This is a genomic window from Tullyiplasma multilocale ATCC 49900 (assembly GCF_000483165.1).
Lineage (GTDB): Bacteria > Bacillota_I > Bacilli_A > Mycoplasmatales > Mycoplasmataceae > Tullyiplasma > Tullyiplasma multilocale.
In genome coordinates, this window is the sequence record NZ_AXXW01000005.1 from 51,117 (window position 1) to 70,688 (window position 19,572).

Here is a 19,572-nt window from a genome sequence, read left to right on the forward strand (position 1 = left end):
ACGCTTAGGCGTTTTTTTATTTTGTCATGATGCAAATAATGTTTTTATTTGTTTCAATTTCTGGATTTTGGTACGGAATAAATGCATTAGATATACAAGTATTTTCATACTGGCTGAACACTAAATTTTCAGCATTATATTTCATATTTCGTATAGAAATGTTTGTTTTTTCATAAGCATAAAAACTTATGAAAGTTTTGTTTTGGTAATTATTAAAATCAAGAGTTGTTAAACCTTTATTTATTCTGAACATTGTTGTTTCATCATTCATGAAATGGATTCCATATTTGAATATAAGGTTGAATATCGAAATATTCTTATCAAATCTTTTTGTCGGATTTGCGACAAAGATTATTTTTTGATGTTCAATTTCGAGAGCTCTTAATATAGCTATTTCTCCATCTAATAAATCTTTATCAACTTCAAGGATTTCAAAACTTTTAGCATTAGTTTTGATTAATTCCAATTCTTCAGGGATAACCTTATCAAAATCAGCAATTGCTAAATCTATTTTGATCCCCTTTTCAATAAGGTCTAAACATCCACGTTCAACTCCAACAATGTAATTTGAATCACTATTAAAAATAGAATAATCAATATTTGTTTTGGCAGTAACTATTAAGATATTCTTAATCATTATTTATCAAATCCTTTGCTCTGCTTTCGAATTCTTCTGATCCAAATAAGTAGCTTCCGGCCACCAACATATCTACTCCAGCTTTTTTAGCAAGTCGTGAAGTATGTTCATTTATACCACCATCAATTTCAATTATGAAATCAAGATTATTTGTATCTCTTATTTTTACAAGTTGTTCAATTTTTGAAAGAGATACATCCATGAAACTTTGTCCACCAAATCCTGGTTCAACACTCATTACAAGAATATTTCCAACTTCTGAAAGATATGGTAACACGGCGTCAACTTTAGTTTTAGGTGAAATAGCTAACGATGGGATGATATTATTGTCATTACAAATTTCTATAAAAGTTTCAGTTTCCTCTTTTGACATTGATTCAATATGCATAGTCATCATTTTTGGTTTCAATTTTATGTACTCTACAAAAAAATCTTCAAATGGATTTGTTTTAACTTTTACCATAAAATGAATATCTATGTTTATGTCAGAATTATCTGTGATATCCTTTAAAATCTTTGACCCGAAAGTTAAGTTAGGAACAAAATCAAAGTCCATTACATCATAATGAATTCATTCAATTCCTGATTCTTGACATAATTTGATATCGCTTTTTAAATCATAGAAATTGGCACTTAGTACACTTGGTGCGATAATATATTTTTTCATTAGTATTTACCTCTCCTATTCTTTAATTCCTCATACATTTTTACATAATCATTATAGATGAAGCTCGGAACTTCACCATCTTTAACAGCATCTTTAACAGCACATTTAATTTCATTAATATGTTTGCAATCAACAAACTTACACATGTTTCTATATTGAGAAAGTATTTTAAATGAGTATAAAATATCTTCAATCTCAATATCTTGTAAATCAAATGATGAAAATCCTGGCGTATCTGCAATTAAGATATTTTCTGGTAGGTTATATAATTCAACTGATGTTGTTGTATGCCTACCACGATTAAGATTTTTAGAAATTTCTTGTGTTTTAATTTGTTCTTCCATTTCAAGGAAATTATTCAATGTCGATGACTTACCAGCTCCAGTTTGACCCGTGAATACAGAGATTTTATTCTCTAAAATATCTTTTAGTCTATCAAGTTGATCTTTTTGAGGATTGGTATTATCCATAATAATGACTTCATAACCAATTTTTGAATATTCCTCAATCTTTGCTCATACCTCATCATAGTATTTTGTTTCAACCAACAAATCTTTTTTAGTAAAAACTAAGACTGGTTTAATATTTTTAACCTCAAGCATAGCAATATATTTATTCAAAATATAAGATGCAAAAAGGGGTTCATACAAAGCTGTTACTATAATAACTTGATCAACATTAACGATTTTAGGACGATATAATTCTGTTTTTCTTTCTTCAATAGAAGTTATATAAACGTGCCCTTTTTCTTCATCAATCATTTCACAAACCACAAAATCACCGACACAAGGTTTATTTTCTCTTTTTAAATTTCCTTTGGCTTGGGCTTCGAAAATTTTCCCCTCTGATAATACTAGACTTATTGAACTATCTATTTTAATTATGATACCTTTCATATTTCTCCTAACTTACCAATAAAACTATTGCAAACGTTAAAACAAGTGTTGTTACCGCAGCAAATACTGGTATTGTAAATTTTCAATTAAATTTTTTTATGAATTTCTTGTACTGATAATCCTTGTCACTTTTCATAACATTCTTTTGATCTTTATCAGTTATGAACATCTCAATGTTATTTTCTTTAACATTAGGATTATTTTTAACTTCTCTTAAATCTTTCAAGAACTCTTCGAAGCTTTGATATCTTTTAGTATAGTCTTTAGCTAAACATTTCATAATAATGTTATCTAGTGCTTGTGGGATATTTCTATTGAAAACTTTCGGTCTGACAATTTGCTCTTTGTAATGTTTATTTGCAAAAACTATTTTCTTTTCATTAAGCTGATCTTTCGCCTTATCATTCAATGAATAAATATTGAATAGTTGAGTACCAGTAGCATTCTCATACAACATAACTCCAACAGAATAGATATCTGATTGAAATTTATAATCATTCGGGCTCAAGTATTGTTCTGGTGAAGAATATCTTGGAGTACCTTGGAAACCAGTTGAAGTAGTATGGTTCGATAACATATCAACAATCTTTGAAATTCCAAAGTCAGAGATTTTAACAATAGAATCTTCTGTCACTAAAATATTTTGTGGTTTAACATCTCTATGATAAATCCCAGCATCATGGATTTCTTGCATACCAGTACCAATCATGTCATAGAAATAAAGAATTTCTTCTAAAGACATTGAGGGATATGGGCTAAATTTTTTAGACATATCTGCAGCACCTTCAACCAAATCAATTACCATGTAAAACATTCCGTTTCATTCATTGAAATCTACAAGACTAATAACGTTTTTACTAAAGGCAAATTTTGCAAATGCCTCTTTTTCTATTTCGATACTTTGTTTTGTAGATTCAGATGAAAGATTGATATTAGAAATAACTTTTACTGCCACAAAGTGAGCATCTTTCTTTGTTGTCTTTGTATCTAAAGCTTTATAAACTTTAGCATTTCCACCTTCACCAATTGTCGCTAATATTTGATATCTGTTGTCGATCAAATCACCAACTTTTACAGTTGGTTGTTCAATCTTCTTATCAGAATTTACTGCCACATTTGGATTTTTGATGTTTTCCATATTAAGATACCTCTATCATTAAAATTGATAAATTATCAGTTGATAAATTTCCCTTAGCATAATCAACCAAATCCTGACATTTACGCTTTAATTTTTCGTTTGATTCAACAATTTCTTTAAGAGTCTCTTCATCGACATAATCGTGAATTCCATCAGTTGTTAAAAAATACAAACCTTTAGGTTCCTTTATTAAATATGTATCAATTTTAAGAGTTTTATTCGGTCCCAAAGCTGAAGTTAAAACTTTTCAATAAGTAACTTCGTTAAAACGAGCTCCAAAAGCACCCTCTTGGTTAATTTTATTACGCTCTTCTTCAGGAGTTGAGTTTCATAAATTTTGATCTTTTGTTATTTGATAAACTTTATCATTTGTATATTTGTAAGTTCTTGAGTCCCCAACGTTAATTACATAACCTTGATTATTCGCGAATAAAACAGCAGTTAGAGTTGTTCCCATATCTAAAGTTTCTTCTCTTTCAGAAGCATGCATCTTCATCGAAATCAGAATACTTTCTATACATTCTCTTAATCATTTATTAATTTCTTCTTTAGTTTTATTTGAAAAAGTTTCTTCTTTGAATAATTCAATGAATTTTTTAACAGCGATTTTAGACGCCACATCACCGTGCGCATGTCCACCCATACCATCACAAACTATCCCGAATAAATCTCCATCTTTATTTTTTTCAAAACCTAGATAATCTTGATTACTCTTTCTGTAGTTACCAATATCAGATATTTCAGCTACTTTATACTTCATGTCATTACCAATCCTTCAATACAATGATTTTATCATTTAAACCCCTTCTTTATGACTTTTCGTCATCATTTTTATTGAACTTTTTCTTTTTGAAAAATAGGATAATAATCGCTATCAAAGATAGTATCGAAGCTATAGAAAGTATGATATATGGCTTTATTCCTTTGGATTCTTTCTGTTCAGGAATTATAGGTTTGTCATCTTCAGGATTGGTTTGTTCAGGTTGTTGGGGAATGCCTTGCTCAGGTGGTTCAGGAACAATCTCAACTGGTGGTTCAGGAACAATCTCAACTGGTGGTTCAGGAACAATCTCAACTGGTGGTTCAGGAATGATTGGATTAGGCAAGATTTCAGTTGGTGGTTCAGGGGTACTTGGTTCAATTTGTTCTGGTTGTTCGGGTTCAACATATTTATAGACCCTAAAAGAGCGTTCTCCTTTTACATACATTTCATAACCAGCTTTTGGAACTATTTCCCATAAATCATCTTTTACATTATTTAGATTTAGGATATCTTCAAAAAGATATCTATGTCTGACTTGTTCTAGTATGGTATTACTATTTATTTCCCCATCAACGGTAATTTGATCAAAGAAATAAATCCTTTCTATAGTTAATTCTTGGTAAATTTTTAGATTAATCTTCGGAATCTTCACTTCTTTCAATTCAGCGGTTGAATTCATCATCTTACTTCTTCCAAGCTCAATCTTTTCATTGATTATCATCCCCGGTTTAAGATATAACAAATCTTCTTTTATATAGTCATTCAATTCAGGATATTGAAAATACTTACTAAACTGCAGTTCCGAAATGCCTTTTTTATTAATTTCACGTTTAAGACTTTCTTTAATTTTTCGTTCAAAATCAATTAAATCAATATCTGAATAATTGTAGGTAATAGATACTTCGATATCTTGAACTTTTCTAAAATCTAATGTTGGTGTAAAGCTAAACAATATATTTTTAACTTCTATTTCCTTCTTATAGATTGACATACCTGTTTGTATTTTTTTGTCTTGGTTGTGTATCTTCTCATGAATAATTATCTTGTAATCAGCTTTAAATTCTATAAACATATTCCTTTGTATTGGAGCATTTATATACATATTCAAATATTGGACTCAAGTTTTTCTGATTATAAAAGGCATTCGTTCTTGAAATTTTGTATTTTCAGAAAAGTTTACACTATACGAATCTTTGTTTTCGGTTAGTCCTCCATGACCTCAGAGTTTAACTATATAGTCCATTTTAAAAGTCAAATTAAACCCCTTATTGATTAGGTCGATTGTCTTCTTGGGTGGAGTTATCTCTATTTTTTGATCATAGTTTTGAGTGGTTGGAAATTGATATTTACTATCATTGACTATTTTAATTTCTTTGTCAGCATAATGATTGATAGTTGGTTGCTCAATCAATGAGCTACCAACTAGATTTGTACATGTTAATAATATTTTAAAATTTTTCATATTCACCTCATATAGTATTAGGAGAAAATTAAAAAAAATGCCCTTAGGCATTTTTAATTATTTTACAAATGTAGAAACCATCGGTATTATTTTCAAACCCAAATAATTGTGTTTCACTAATTATTTCCATATTTGGATATTTATTAATAAATTTAAGAATTTGGTTTTGATTCTCGTCCTTATTGATCGAGCACGTTGAATAAACCATCTCTCCACCAATTTTAAGGTTCTTATAAGCTGTATCTAGGAGTTTTTCTTGTAACTCAACTATTTCACTTAAAGCCGCTTTACTGATGTTGTTAAATTTGATTTCAGGTTTACGTTTCAAGACTCCAAATCCTGAACAAGGAGCATCTAATAAAATATAATCAAAATATTCAGGTTGATTAATTAAAGTGGCATCTCCTGCTTTTAAAACGGTGTTTGTTACATTCAATCTATCGATGTTTTGTTGGATTAACTTTATTTTATTTTCACTGATTTCATAACCTGTTAATTCTCCAGTGTTATTCATGATTGCAGCAAGATGAGTAAGTTTACCACCTGGTGCAGAACACATATCCAAGACTTTAGAATCTAATTTAGGTTCTAAAGTACCAGCCACTAAAATTGAAGCAGGATCTTGAATAGTGATCAAACCTTCTTTGTAAAGGTTTGATTTAACAATTGGGAATTTTGAAATTAAACAATCCTTAATACCACTTTCTTCAAGTTGGTATTCTTCTTGATATTTATCTAAAAATTCTGCAGTAGATATTTTTAAAGTATTAACTCTAAAACTGATAGGTGGTTTTTTATTTGAATCCAAGCAAATTTGGATTGCGTTTTCTAAACCGTAATCTTTTCTTGTTTTTTCAAATAAGAAGAATGGATATCCGTTTTCGATACACATTTTTTTATAACCATCTTTAACATCTATTTCAAAGAATTCATCACCTTCACGAAGAACTCTCTGCAAACAGGCATTAGTTAGTCCTGCGAATTTTGGATTGATTGATTTTGCAATATTTACAGCTTCATTAACGATTGCATAATGTGGGATTGTAGTTAAAAACTTGATTTGATAAATACTCATCCATAAAACTATTTGTAGTTCAATTGGAGTTCTTTTTGGATCAACCATTTTGCTTGTCAAGTATTCTAAATATAATTTATATGTTATAGTTCCGTGAACAATTGCAAACACAAGGTTTTTGAATTTATCTTCAATATTTTTATTAGAGACTTCATTTAATAAGATATTTGAAAAAGATTTGTTGATAAATACTTTTTTTAAAATATCTCAACTTAATTTTCGTGAATTATTATTCATTACATCCTTTTTTCTGATCAATACTAAAGAAGTTAATTCTGAACATTAATCTTTGGATTTGTCCAATAACGTATTCTTTGTCTGCTAATTTTTTAAAGTCCCCGTGTCCTAACACTTTGTGATAACATTGTTCAGTTAAAATTTCAATTAAGTTTGCTTCTGCATCGAAATCTTCTGCTTCTTCAATTTCTTCGGCATCATCAGCTAATAACTTAACATTTGCTTCTCAGTTTTCAACAAAGAATTGATAACTTTCTTTTACAATTTCAGTTACCATTTCATTTAATTTTTGATACATTGTTTTACCATTTGGTTCTGCTGCATTTTCGTGTTCTAAAATATCGGTAATTTTAGCAACGGCGTTTTCCACACTGTCATTTTCAACAACATATTGGTAATTGTGTTTTAACGGAATTTCTAACATCGCCTTATCTAAACGCGCTTTTAAAGTTTCTTCACTTTCAGATTTACGTCCAGCAATTCTATTTGCTAATTCTGTTAAAGTTGGCGGCATTAAGAAAATTGATAAAACATCTTTTTCATTTTTTAAAACTTGTGTTGCACCATCAACTTCAATTTCTAAAATAACATTTTTACCTTTTTCCATTTGTTCTTCAACGTATTTTCTTGGTGTACCATATGCATTACCAACAAAGTGTGCATATTCAATTAATTCTTTTTTAACAATTGCTTCAGCAAATTCTTGTTCACTCACAAAGAAATAATGAACTCCATCGATTTCACCATTTCTTGGTTGACGTGTTGTCATAGAAACTGAATATTCTAAATTTAAGTGAGGGTCTTCACGTAAAACATTGTTAACGCTCCCTTTTCCAACACCACTCGGTCCTGAAATAATAACCATTCTACCTTTTCTTTGTCCCATATTAACCTCTTTCCAATCTGAAGAAATACATATTCTTCGTTTTATATTCTTTGTGTTTTAGTAATTTAAATTCTTTAATTTGTTCTAAATCTAATGCTTTTTCAGATTCAACAATTACAATAGCTCAGTTATTTGCTAAATTGTAATCAACAACTTTATTAAAAAAGTTATAGTAATATTCAACCTCTTTAAATGGTGGATCTAAATAGAACAAATCAAACTTACTGTCCTTAATATTAAATAAGTCTAAAAGATCACTATAATCTTTTTCATACAATGTGAAGTTTGAAGGATGAATTCCCTTTAAGTTTTCTTTAATCACACTCATAGCATAACGAGAATTATCGTTAATGTAAGCGTGTTCAATACCTCTTGAAAGACCTTCAATAGATAGCGCTCCACTACCCCCGAATAAATCTAATGATTTCTTACCATCGAAAATAAAATAGTTATTTAAGATATTAAACATATCTTCTTTCATTCTTGCAGTTGTTGGTCTTGTGTTATCCCCTTCAAGGGCATAAAGTCTTCTTCCGCGATATTTTCCACTAATAACAATCATTTAATTCACCCCTAGTCACATTTATATTAGATTAATTATAACAAAATCCAACCTTATTTTGCCATTAATCTTTGTTATAATATTTTTATATAAAAGAGGTAATGAAATGAAACTAAATGATAATACAGAATTATTCCAAACAGAAATTCCATCAAACAAATGACTGACAAAAGATACTGATAAAGAAGTAATCCGTGCAGTTAGTGTTGATGTGGCAGACCCAGAAAATTTAACTCCAGAAGAAGAATTGGTAATGCATAAATTAATCGACTTTACACGTTATTCTCAAGATGCTGAACTAAACAAAGAAGATGGTCATGATTATCTAAGACCAGCAGTTGGATTGGCAGCTCCACAAATTGGTGCAAATATTAATATGTACTATATTCGCTTTGATCTTGGTGAAGAGAAAGAAGAATATGCGATGATTAATGCAAAAATAACAAGCAAAAGTAAACAGATAACAGCTCTTGATGATGGTGAAGGTTGTTTAAGTGTTGATGTTGATCACGAAGGAATTGTTCCCAGAGCTTATAAAGTTGTTGTTGAAGGTTATGATTATATAACTAAAGAATATGTTCAATTAACAATGAGACATTATCGAGCAATTGTTTTCCAACACGAAACAGAACACAATGAAGGTCATTTATACTACGATAGAATTAACACTTCTGATCGCTGAAAAACTGAAAAAGATTGAATTTTAATATAATAGAAAACACCCCGTGGGGTGTTTTTCTAGGTAAATTTGATTTAGTTAATTTTTTCATTTATTTCATCTATTATTGTCTCGATATTATTTATTGTTCATTCTGAACTACTAGTATTAGTATTAATATCGTCCAATAAACCTTTTATTTCTTTTATTTCTTGCATAAATAATGTAAATTGTTCTTGATTCATAAAAACCTCTTTTCTAAGGATTGAATAGAAATCCAACCTCATATAGTTTTAGGAAAAAAATTAAACAATTAACTCTTCTATGCCAAAAACTTTTTTATTTAATTTGATAATAGCTTTTTTAACTATTACCATGTCATTTTTAAGTTCTTCCATATCGGCTTTCAATTCAGCAACATCCGCTTTCAATTCAGCAATGTCAGCTTTCATTTCAACGATGTCATCTTCTATTTTGTCCATTTTGCTATTCATTTCAAACTTAAGATCGGTAATCATTTTTGATAGTGCTTTGAATTGTTGATCACTCATTTTGTTATCTCCAATCTTTATATTCTCATCACCAAATTTTTTGGCTATTTTGGGAATTTTTGTTTTAATTTTATTTTTAGTTAAATCATCAAGGTTATTGATGATATTTAAGGTGTTTTCGTCAAATTCTAATTTGATTTCTTTATCACCATCAAATGATATTCACAATAATTTGCTTCATATTTTTTTCATATTGTATTTAGTACTTAATAGTACTTCCTCCAATATGTATTAGGAAAAAAATTCTAATCTGTCCGATTTTTGGGAATATTTTTATTTTTACGACATTCTACACAAACATCCCCTTCTTCTCCGATTTCAATTATTCTTAGACGTCTTTCTGCTTTGAATAATCATTTTTCCAATTCTTCTATCCTTGAATTTGTCTGCTTAATTTCAGACTGTAAATAAAAAATGGGATCAAAATCTTTCATTTTCTTATTTTCAACTCCAATTCTTATTTTATATCTCAGAGCGGTTTAACTTTTATTATCTTATATTTGTATTTCTTTTAAATATCTCAATATGTTATTAGCACATACATTTATTTACATTATAAATATTTTCTACCTTCATTGTATATGAATAATATCCAAAAATTAAGAGATTTTTTTAAAGAAAAACCAATGATTTTCTGTATAAATAATAAAAAAAGCCTTTGGAAAGGCTATTTTTATTAAAGAATATTTTCTATTTGTTTTTTGATAGATTTAAGAATCATTGGTGTTGATAAAAACACATTGTAAATAGCATTTAAAGTACCTAAATTAATACCTTCTTCACTAGATAGTTCGTAAGTTAAAACCCTTAAGGCAGACATGCTTATATAGAATAAAATGCCAGTTAAAGAAGTTTGTAAATCATCAGAAGTTTTAACAACAACACTTAGAACTATTTCAAGGTAGTGATATCCAGTTTTTAAGAATTCATCTTCACCAATTTCTTGACGTTTGTCTGCAACCATTTTAGTTATTTTTTCAATAACTTGATTTACATTATAGATTTTTTCATCATTTGTTGTGTTAACAAGAGCAGTCATAAATGTATTCAGCTGAACATATATAAAGTTGAAAGCCATTTTCAGATTATCGTTAACTTTATATATTTCTTGGTCACCATTTTCTTTTTCAAATTTCATTGTTTCATCATTAAATTCATCAAAGTTGTAATTAACTCGGATAACCTCGGCTAGATCATCGGCTACGAAACCTAAAAATTCTTCGCTAAACTCTTCAATTGACATGTCTTTAAAAATAACTTCATTTTCGTTAACTTCTTCAGTTAAACTGTCAATTGTGCGGTTCAAGATTGAAGCCATGGCATCTTCGCCATCTTCCATTCCAGCTTGTTTTTTAGCTTCTTGAATTTGTTGTGTTAGTTCAGCCACAACTTTCTTTCATTCAGATAATAATAATTGTATTTTTGTCATAAATTAAATATATAAATTCATAGATATAAAAAATCTTATGAATTTATCCTCCATAAGATTATTTTAACTTTCTAAAATAACTTTTGCTTAAATTTCTTTATTTAATTCAAAGTCATATGTTCCAACATGTTTTTTAATAAACTCTACATTTATTTCTTCATCTAATTTTTTATCCATGATGATTTCACCCTTTTTAAAAACAAGAATGCGATTACAAAATTTATTAATTAATTCGAAATCGTGCTCAACTATAAAAGTGGCAGAATTTTGTTTAATAAGCTTTCCAATCATATCTGTTAAAATGTCTTTTCATAGAACATCAAGATAGCTTGTGCATTCATCTAAAATCATTATGCTTGGACCAGGTTTTTGAAATATTAATAATAACAAGAATTTAAAGCGTTGTTGTTCACCACCTGATAAATCAGTGTAGTAGTTACTTCAGTATTTTTCTAGTTGAAATTCAAATGCTAATTTTTCAATATCTCCCTGATAATTATTTAATTTTTTAAATGTTGAGGCAATTTCTTTCAACTTCATATCAACAAAACGATCTGATTGTAAAATGTGTGATATCGAAATACTAAAATCACCCATTATTTCTATGGTGTTTTGACGATAAAGGAATGGGTCTATTAAGTTGGCGAAAAAAGTTGATTTACCACCGCCATTTAAACCAATTATTCCAATAACATCGCCTTCATTTATAATTAAATCTTTAACCACTAATCTAAAATCAGGATACTTAATCCCTTGGATATTAATTTTTAACATTTTTAAATCCTCCCATTCTAAAAATACAAACTCATACAATTGGGGCTAAACAAGATATAACGAACGCATTTACAAGCCATCCCATTCCAAAGAAATTATCACCATATATTAAAAATCCAAAATTAATTATTGGAATAAAGGTCATAACCATTCTGAAGTTCCCATCCTGATTGAAACTAGACATTTGACCCAATACAAAATTCAGAACCAAGAACAGAATAACAAAAATAGTTCTATAAATTGTCTTCGATGGTTTAATTAAAAACAATAATAATATTACTAACCCAAAGCTTAAAATTGCTTCGAGGTGTGTTACCAAGTATCTTGCGAAATATTCAGAAAAATGTAAATTGTCAAGAATGATTTTGTGATTAACAGCAAGTAATAAGACGAAGTACAGAATAGAAAGCGAAATTCCAATGATAAATCCACTTATTAGATAATGAGTGATGATTTTGTATTTACCTATTTTTGAACTAAACAAATACGAAGTGTAACCATTTTTATAGTCACGATATTGGTTGTTGAAGAATCCATTTATAATAACCAAATTTAAGACTAATAAAAAGAATCCAGCTGTACTAGCAATTACACCGAATTGTTTTGTAACATAAGTTCCAATTATCCCCATCATAAACAAACCAACCGCCATAACCACACTAATGCCTACATAATATCAATTATGCGATACTCTAGTAAAACTTGATTTTAATAATTCACCCATAACTAAAACCCCTTTTCTTTGCGGTTTCTTTTTAATTTATTGACGCTGTTAAGATTGTTTATTGTTATATAAATAATCACTAATAGTGCCACCATCACAATCGTGTTCATTAATATCCCAACTCCATAAAAACTTGCACCACTCAATAATGGGATGAAGTTAATAACCGGTATTGAAGAAATAACATCATCAAATACTTCATTATGTATAAATATAGCTCCCATTTTAATAGTCCCACTCACAAAAAATATAATAAATGTAGAAACAAAAGACCACGTTTTCGTTGCTGGATCTTTCACAAAAAACATCAATAATATCAATCCATACAATATAAGAATTATAATTTGAGATAAATAGTAATCTAAGAAATATTTCCCACTACCAATAGTGTTATCAATTAGATTATTATTAATTGTTAATTGTAGGATCAACAGAATTGTAATATTTAATGATGCTGGTATTAAGCTTGAAATCAAGTAGTGTGTTCCTATTTTAAATTTTCCTACATCAGTCGTAAATAAATAGGACATGTAACCAGTTTGGTAATCTTTATATTGATTATTGGAAAAAGTTTTAATAACAAATATATTCAAAATAACTAGAATGAAAATATAATACTTATTTAATTCTCCGTGATCATAAGTTGTTCCAACGTCTGCTGCTATTAATGTTATCGAAATAATAAAATAGGCAATAACAAAGTATCACTTCTTAAGTAATCTATGAAAATTTTGCTGTATCAAAACACCCATTATTTACACCTACTCTCTCTAATAATTTTACGCTTTAAAGTTTTATAATGAGGATAATTAAAATTGATCGTTGCTTTTAGTTCTTTTAATTTAAATAAAGTTTTGCTATGGTATTTTCCATTCTTGTTTTCGAAGAATTCAAATATAATTTTTATGTACAACTTTTTACATATAAAACCTAATTTTTTATGATATATTTTATTTAAGTAAAAAGTTTATTTCAGCCGTGAGGCTCTTAGTTATCAAAATATAATATTTATTCAAAATATAATAAAAGACATTGCGTAAAAAATATAACAAGAGCATTTTATATAGAAATAAAAAGAGAGGATTATTATGGAAAAAGATTTAAAAGTTACTGAAGCTACAAAAGTTGTTGCTAAAGTTGAAGAAGAAGAAATTAAACCGTTTGTTTTCAAACAAAAAGAAGTTAAAAGACAATATGCTAATGGAGATATCCCTACTAAAGTTTTTGCTTTAGGTGGTTTAGAAGAAATTGGTAAAAACACATACGTTATTGAATATGATAACGAAATTATTATTATTGATGCTGGGGTTAAATTCCCAGATGCTACTATGCTTGGAGTTAATGCAGTTATCCCTGATTATTCATACTTAGTAGAAAACCAAAAGAAAATTAAAGCAATGTTTATTACTCACGGACATGAAGATCACATTGGTGGAATTCAATACTTATTAAGACAAGTTGACGTTCCTGTTATCTATGCTCCAGAATTAGCTAGTGCTTTAATTAGAGACAGATTAAGAGAATTCAAACTTAAAGATAAAACAGTTGTTAAAGAATATGTATCTGATGATGTTTGAAAATCAAGCAACTTCAGAGTTAGTTTCGCAGCTCTTAATCACTCAATTCCAGATGCATTCGGAATTTTAGTTGAAACTCCAAATGGAAATATTTTTTCTACAGGAGATTATAAATTTGACTGAACACCATTAGGACACTATACAGAACTAAATAAATTAGCTGCTATGGGAGATCAAGGAATCGAATTATTAATGGCCGATTCTACTAATGCCGAAGTTGAAGGTTATACACCAAGTGAAAAAGGAATTATTGAAAATATCGATAAATTATTCTTAAAAGCTAAAGGTCGTATTATGATTACTACTTTCGCTTCTAACGTTCACCGTATTCAACATATTATTGAAACAGCAAACCGTTATGGAAGAAAAATCGTTATCTTAGGACGTTCAATTGAAAGAATTATTAAAATTATTCGTCAAATGGGACACTTAAAGATTTCTGAAAAAGAATTTGTTAAACCAAATGATATTGATAAATACCCAGATAACCAAATCATGGTTATTACAACTGGATCACAAGGTGAACCAATGGCCGCTTTATCAAGAATCGCTACAGGAAAACACCAATCAGTTAATATCAAACCTGGTGATACTGTAATTTTCTCTTCATCACCAATCCCTGGAAACAGAGCTGATGTTGAAAGATTAACAAACCGTTTAACTCGAGTTGGAGCTATCGTAATTGAAAACTCAGCAAACAACAAAATCCACTCTTCAGGACACGCTTCTCAAGAAGAACAAAAATTACTATTCAGTTTATTAAGACCAAACCACTTTATGCCAATGCACGGTGAGTTTAGAATGTTGAAAAAACACGTTGAAACAGCTGAATCAGTTAACTTACCTGAAGGTCATGGATTTGTAATGGCCAATGGAGATGTTCTTGAGTTATTAAATGGACATGCTGAAGTTACAAAACGTATTGATGCTGATGCAGTTTACGTTGATGGAAAAGATATGACAGGACAAGCATCAAATGTTATCCGTGAACGTGATATCTTAAGTCGTGATGGTCTGATTGCTGTTGTTGTATCAATTGATTCAGCTACAAATAAATTATTAAGCCAACCAAGAATTATTTCACGTGGTTCATTCTACGTAAGGGATTCTGGAAATATTATTGGTGAATCAATTAATATCGTTACAAATGCAGTTTTAGAAGTTCTTAACGGACCAAAACCTACATTTGGAGGTATCAAACAAGCGATTAAACAATCACTTTCACCTTACATCTTCAAAACAAAAAGACGTAACCCATTAATCATCCCAGTTATTTTAAATAAAAAACAAGGTGATAAATAATCATAAAAAATACCAATTGGTATTTTTTTTATTTTATGAGATATAATCTTTATAAATTAAAGGAGGAATATTATTATGAATAATTATTCAGCATTATCTGTCCCACGTGGAATGATAAAATTTGCTCAGATAATCGGAACGGTGTTTTCTGTTATTGGGTTAGCGGCAATGATCTTTTACCTAAACGATATCCGTAACGGGATCGGGAATGGTATAAATCAAGAAACAGCCGTTTTATCAGTAAGTTTAATCCTGGCTTTCACAGTATACCTAACATGAAAAACAATCTACACAGCTGTTGTAATTGTTAAATTTGTAAATAAGGCATCTGACCAAGAAGTTTTAGACAATAAATACATTTTAGCAACACTTAGTTTAACACTTGGAGGTTTTTTAACACCATTCATTTTAACAAGTTTCCCAAATGTACCAAGTAACTCATCAATAAATCCAAGATGATTCTTAACAAGAGTATTAGGAATGACAACATTGGTTGGTGGAGCATTATTCTTATTAACTTTCATCACTACCGCATTAACAACAAATTATAATGGTGCCACAGTATCATTTAATGAACTTACACAAAATGTTTATGGAATTGTTGGGTTAGTATTCGGAATTGCAACATTAGTTTTAGGAACAATTGCAGTTTCATTATTCTTCCAAAACTCTTCAAAAGAAATTTTCTTTGGAGATACCGGAATGGCTAAATTGATGAATGTTGTAGCAATCGCGTACTTAATCATTGCTTCAATTGAATTAGTTTACTTAATGTTCATTGCAATCATAAGATTATTAGGAGCAATCGCAGATCTATTCAGAGCCTTTGGTCAAGATGGTGGATTTATGAAATTCATGTATATTACAGCAGCCTTGGCTAATTTGGCAATTACAATGATGTATGTATCAATCATCATTAGAATCGCTAGTCAGTCATTGGTTGGTATTTGACAAAAAGATGGTCAAGTTAAAATTACAGAATTTGAATCAATCAACAGAGCGGAACAAAAACGTAATTATAAATAAGAAAAATCCAACAGTTAAACTGTTGGATTTTTTTATTGCGCATTGCCCGCTTCATAAAGTTTCCTGAAATGTCCTTCTTGGTTTTTAAGTTCTTCAAACGTTCCGGTTTGCACAATTCCTCGACCATTGGCCCCAAGCACTATAATTTGATCAACATTTTTAATTGTTGACAATCTATGAGCAATTGTAATCGATGTTCTTCCTATCATCAATTCTTCAAGTTTTGCTTGAATTTCCTTTTCAACAATATTGTCCAATGCTGATGTAGCTTCATCAAGGATTAGTATTTCAGGATCTTTCAAAAATACCCTTGCAATTACAAGACGTTGTTTTTGACCACCAGATAACATGAACCCTCTTTCCCCAAGAATTGTGTCATAACCTTTTTCTCAAGTCATTATTAATTCATGTAACTCCGCTTTTTTACAAGCTTCTATAATTTGTTCTTTAGAATATGTTTCATTACCATATCCAACTTTATCAATCACATTTCCATAGATAAGTTGTGGTTCTTGTTCCACATAACCTATTTTTGACAGAAAGGCTTCTCTATTGATTTTTTTGATATTTACACCATTGAATAGAACGGCTCCCTTAGTAACGTCATAATGCCTTAATAACAACTTAGCAATTGTAGATTTACCACTCCCTGTTTCTCCAACAAAAGCATATGATTTTCCTTTGATAAATTTGAAGTCAAAGTTTTTCAAAACTACCTTCTCAGGTTTTTCTGGATATGAGAAGTCAATATCTTTCATTTGAATTGAAGATATTTTTTCGATCCCTTCATAACCATTTTTTATAGATGTCTCACTCTCAATTATCTCCATAATTCTCACACTCGTGATTGATGCTTGAGCTATTCCATTAGTAATATTAACCATTTGAAACAATGGTCCACTCATCATTGCTTGAACCATTACAAAAGATGTGAATGTATTCTGAAAGAATTCATTTGATGTTTTAGGATCAACATTTAAGTAAAAAAGCATTGCTATTATAATTGTTAAAAATTGTAAACTAGCTGTTCCAGAATAAAGTGCAGTTTGCAAAAACGAGACTCCCTTAGATAGTTTTTCACTAATTTTATAGTACTCGTGATGTAAGTCTTCTGAAAGATTAATTTCTTTCTCTTCTGTAGCATTAGTTTTGACCAATCTCACGTTACTTATTCTATCTGTTAAATTACCATTGATATTTGTGATTAACTTTCTAGTTTTTGAATATCTAGTTTCTGTTATTCTAAATGAAACTAAGATTATTAATGTAAGTATCACAAATAAAGTTAGAACCCCAAGAGTGATCTTTCAATCGAGGATAAACATCATCGTAAATGAAGCCAATATTTGCAAAATTGCCAGTAATAACATAATCGGTATTGTAGAAACTTGTTCTCCCACAATTTGTGTATCCGATACAAATTTTGTAATTAATTCTCCAGTTTTTTTATCAGAGTAATATTGTATATCTTGTTTTAAAAGAGCTGTATACATTCTCTTTCTTAAATCTATTTCTATTTTTCTCCCTAATTTTATACCTAAGTAATTTCCGAAATATAAAACAAAGGCATTAACAAAAATGAGAACCAGTCCGATTACTATCAAAGTTCAGAAATCAAGATTTCAAAAACCACTGATAAACTCAGATCCATTCTTTATAGCTATTGCCATTGTAAGTTGTTGAGTAATCAACGGAACCATCAAAGTAATGGTTGTCGATAGCAAAATTAATATCAATATTGAAATCGATATTAGTAAATTTAGTTTTATATAACGATAAATTAGGCTAAACAAAATTAAGGTATTGTTACCTTGTTTTTTCATATTAATTTCCCTTATTATTTATCTTTTTATATTAAAAAACTAGTAACTTATTTTACGACAGCACCGATAATGAAATAAATGCGTTCTGCAGTTAATGAAAAGTTTTTTGTCATTAATTTGTTTTCTGTTGATTTCATATCGACACCCCTATTCTTATATTAATGATACCAAATATTATAATTATGTGGCGTTTTTTTATAAATACACCCATGCTACGAGTAAGAATACCTTGTTGCTGTAAAATATCTTAACAAACTAACAAATACTCTTAAAAAGTGTTTAAAACGCAATATACGCCACTATAAGATACTTTATAAGTCTAAAACACAGACCCCTTATGTCGTTAGGAGTTTTTACATTAATTAATTTCCACAAATATGCTTACACTTCTTATTTATTCGTATGGAAAATAAAAAAATGAACCAACCGGTTCATTTAAGCTATCCACATTTTTTAATAGATTCAACAAATCATTTACTAAATAAATCGTGTTTAACTTCCTTAAGAACAAAAACATTTGGTTCTTTTCCTAAAAAGTTTCTAAAATCACAATATGTTGTTCCGGCTGATATTGAATTCTGAGTATCAACTTCAACATAAGTTTTTTGACCAACAAACATGTCAGGATTTGTTATATAACCAATAGCACATCCATCATACATGTTTGAGTTAGGGTTCCCTTTAACACTTCCGTAATTTGAGAACATCTTAACAAACATGTCACCTATTTTCCCATCTTTGATTTCTTCTTTCATTTCTGGTGTAACTTTAGCTTGGATACCAACCTCCATTGGCGCCATAACAATATCTAATCCAGATTCGAAAACAATTTTAGCAGCTTCAGGATCAATGTTAATATTGAATTCTGAATAGACCCCCATGTTACCTCTTCCAAAAGCACCACCCATTAAAACAATACGTTCAATTTTTGTTTTAACTTCAGGATACATTCTTAAAAGTAATCCAATGTTTGTTAATGGCCCAATAGGCATGATTGTGATTTTTTCTTCACTTCTCATCAATTCATTTCGCATCGCAACTACCGCGTGTTCTTCTAAAACTCTGCTCATATCAGGTTCTGGGAATTCGTAACCATCCATCCCACTTGATCCATGAACATTTGCGGCATCTCTCAAAGGCCTAATTAACGGTAATTGAGCTCCAGCAGCAACCGGCACATCTTTACCTGTAATTTCTAATAATTTAACAGCATTAGCTGTAGTTTTGTCGATACCCACATTTCCAGCAACCGTTGTTATTAATCTAACATCAACAGATTCGTTAAATAAAGCTATACAAATCGCAGCGGCATCATCAATCCCTGGATCTGTATCTATAATAATTGGTGTTTTTCTCATAATGACTCCTTATTAAATAGATTATAC

The 19,572-nt window shown here is 29.5% G+C and carries 21 protein-coding genes; 3 read left to right on the top strand and 18 right to left on the bottom strand.

Annotation, left to right across the window (positions count from 1 at the left end; translation table 4 throughout):
• Nucleotides 1-16 precede the first annotated feature (16 nt).
• Genes G319_RS0100275 through rsmD form a run of 9 tightly spaced genes read right to left on the bottom strand, consistent with a single transcriptional unit; the run spans nucleotide 17 to nucleotide 8,323 of the window.
• Nucleotides 17-637: a thiamine diphosphokinase gene (locus tag G319_RS0100275; protein WP_026389152.1), complete on the bottom strand. Its 621-nt coding sequence runs from the start codon at nucleotides 635-637 to the stop codon at nucleotides 17-19.
• A complete protein-coding gene (locus tag G319_RS0100280) occupies nucleotides 630-1,304 on the bottom strand; it encodes a ribulose-phosphate 3-epimerase (protein ID WP_026389153.1) in 675 nt (224 codons plus the stop codon). Before G319_RS0100280 ends, G319_RS0100275 begins: the two co-directional genes overlap by 8 nt.
• Entirely contained in the window at nucleotides 1,304-2,200 is an 897-nt protein-coding gene (gene rsgA, locus G319_RS0100285) for a ribosome small subunit-dependent GTPase A (RefSeq protein ID WP_026389154.1), read from the bottom strand. Before rsgA ends, G319_RS0100280 begins: the two co-directional genes overlap by 1 nt.
• A gap of 7 nt (nucleotides 2,201-2,207) precedes the next feature.
• Complete coding sequence (locus G319_RS08715; protein WP_026389155.1) at nucleotides 2,208-3,338, bottom strand: serine/threonine-protein kinase; 1,131 nt, start codon at nucleotides 3,336-3,338, stop codon at nucleotides 2,208-2,210.
• A 1-nt stretch (nucleotide 3,339) separates the two neighbouring features.
• Nucleotides 3,340-4,134 (bottom strand): PP2C family protein-serine/threonine phosphatase, encoded by a 795-nt coding sequence (locus G319_RS0100295; protein WP_280123351.1) that lies wholly within the window; start codon nucleotides 4,132-4,134, stop codon nucleotides 3,340-3,342.
• Between the two features lie 13 nt (nucleotides 4,135-4,147).
• Nucleotides 4,148-5,563, bottom strand: coding sequence for a hypothetical protein (locus G319_RS0100300; protein ID WP_026389157.1), 1,416 nt, complete (start codon nucleotides 5,561-5,563; stop codon nucleotides 4,148-4,150).
• Between the two features lie 43 nt (nucleotides 5,564-5,606).
• Entirely contained in the window at nucleotides 5,607-6,875 is a 1,269-nt protein-coding gene (rsmB, locus tag G319_RS0100305) for a 16S rRNA (cytosine(967)-C(5))-methyltransferase RsmB (protein ID WP_035358709.1), read from the bottom strand.
• Complete coding sequence (gene gmk / locus G319_RS0100310) at nucleotides 6,868-7,761, bottom strand: guanylate kinase (RefSeq protein WP_026389159.1); 894 nt, start codon at nucleotides 7,759-7,761, stop codon at nucleotides 6,868-6,870. The genes rsmB and gmk overlap by 8 nt, the downstream gene beginning before the upstream one ends.
• 1 nt (nucleotide 7,762) lies before the next feature.
• Entirely contained in the window at nucleotides 7,763-8,323 is a 561-nt protein-coding gene (gene rsmD, locus G319_RS0100315) for a 16S rRNA (guanine(966)-N(2))-methyltransferase RsmD (RefSeq protein ID WP_026389160.1), read from the bottom strand.
• Between the two features lie 106 nt (nucleotides 8,324-8,429).
• Between rsmD and G319_RS0100320 the strand changes: the two genes are divergently transcribed.
• The gene (locus tag G319_RS0100320; protein WP_084514118.1) at nucleotides 8,430-9,035 is read left to right on the top strand and encodes a peptide deformylase; all 606 of its coding nucleotides are present in this window, start codon (nucleotides 8,430-8,432) and stop codon (nucleotides 9,033-9,035) included.
• 41 nt (nucleotides 9,036-9,076) lie between these two features.
• Here the strand turns inward: G319_RS0100320 and G319_RS08720 are convergent, their stop codons facing one another.
• The 7 genes from G319_RS08720 to G319_RS0100355 all read right to left on the bottom strand — a co-directional run bounded on the left by G319_RS08720 (nucleotide 9,077) and on the right by G319_RS0100355 (nucleotide 13,211).
• The gene (locus G319_RS08720; RefSeq protein WP_156902642.1) at nucleotides 9,077-9,226 is read right to left on the bottom strand and encodes a hypothetical protein; all 150 of its coding nucleotides are present in this window, start codon (nucleotides 9,224-9,226) and stop codon (nucleotides 9,077-9,079) included.
• Nucleotides 9,227-9,286: 60 nt separating this feature from the next.
• On the bottom strand, nucleotides 9,287-9,724 hold the full coding sequence (locus G319_RS08725) for a hypothetical protein (protein WP_026389162.1): 438 nt from the start codon (nucleotides 9,722-9,724) through the stop codon (nucleotides 9,287-9,289).
• Nucleotides 9,725-9,777: 53 nt separating this feature from the next.
• The gene (locus G319_RS08730) at nucleotides 9,778-9,966 is read right to left on the bottom strand and encodes a hypothetical protein (protein WP_026389163.1); all 189 of its coding nucleotides are present in this window, start codon (nucleotides 9,964-9,966) and stop codon (nucleotides 9,778-9,780) included.
• 242 nt (nucleotides 9,967-10,208) lie between these two features.
• Nucleotides 10,209-10,961 (bottom strand): hypothetical protein, encoded by a 753-nt coding sequence (locus tag G319_RS0100340; RefSeq protein ID WP_026389164.1) that lies wholly within the window; start codon nucleotides 10,959-10,961, stop codon nucleotides 10,209-10,211.
• A gap of 87 nt (nucleotides 10,962-11,048) precedes the next feature.
• Nucleotides 11,049-11,735, bottom strand: a complete 687-nt coding sequence (locus tag G319_RS08735) for an ATP-binding cassette domain-containing protein (protein ID WP_026389165.1) — start codon at nucleotides 11,733-11,735, stop codon at nucleotides 11,049-11,051.
• Nucleotides 11,722-12,459: a hypothetical protein gene (locus G319_RS0100350; RefSeq protein ID WP_026389166.1), complete on the bottom strand. Its 738-nt coding sequence runs from the start codon at nucleotides 12,457-12,459 to the stop codon at nucleotides 11,722-11,724. The genes G319_RS08735 and G319_RS0100350 overlap by 14 nt, the downstream gene beginning before the upstream one ends.
• Before the next feature lie 2 nt (nucleotides 12,460-12,461).
• Nucleotides 12,462-13,211: a hypothetical protein gene (locus G319_RS0100355; RefSeq protein WP_026389167.1), complete on the bottom strand. Its 750-nt coding sequence runs from the start codon at nucleotides 13,209-13,211 to the stop codon at nucleotides 12,462-12,464.
• A gap of 336 nt (nucleotides 13,212-13,547) precedes the next feature.
• On the opposite strand from G319_RS0100355, the gene G319_RS0100360 reads away from it, so the two are divergent.
• Nucleotides 13,548-15,338, top strand: a complete 1,791-nt coding sequence (locus G319_RS0100360) for a ribonuclease J (RefSeq protein WP_035358711.1) — start codon at nucleotides 13,548-13,550, stop codon at nucleotides 15,336-15,338.
• 75 nt (nucleotides 15,339-15,413) lie between these two features.
• Nucleotides 15,414-16,364 (top strand): hypothetical protein, encoded by a 951-nt coding sequence (locus G319_RS08740; RefSeq protein ID WP_026389169.1) that lies wholly within the window; start codon nucleotides 15,414-15,416, stop codon nucleotides 16,362-16,364.
• A 32-nt stretch (nucleotides 16,365-16,396) separates the two neighbouring features.
• On the opposite strand, the gene G319_RS08745 is transcribed toward G319_RS08740, so the two are convergent.
• Nucleotides 16,397-18,187: an ABC transporter ATP-binding protein gene (locus G319_RS08745; protein WP_035358713.1), complete on the bottom strand. Its 1,791-nt coding sequence runs from the start codon at nucleotides 18,185-18,187 to the stop codon at nucleotides 16,397-16,399.
• A 440-nt stretch (nucleotides 18,188-18,627) separates the two neighbouring features.
• Nucleotides 18,628-19,545, bottom strand: a complete 918-nt coding sequence (gene rihC, locus G319_RS0100380; protein ID WP_026389171.1) for a ribonucleoside hydrolase RihC — start codon at nucleotides 19,543-19,545, stop codon at nucleotides 18,628-18,630.
• Nucleotides 19,546-19,572 lie beyond the last annotated feature (27 nt).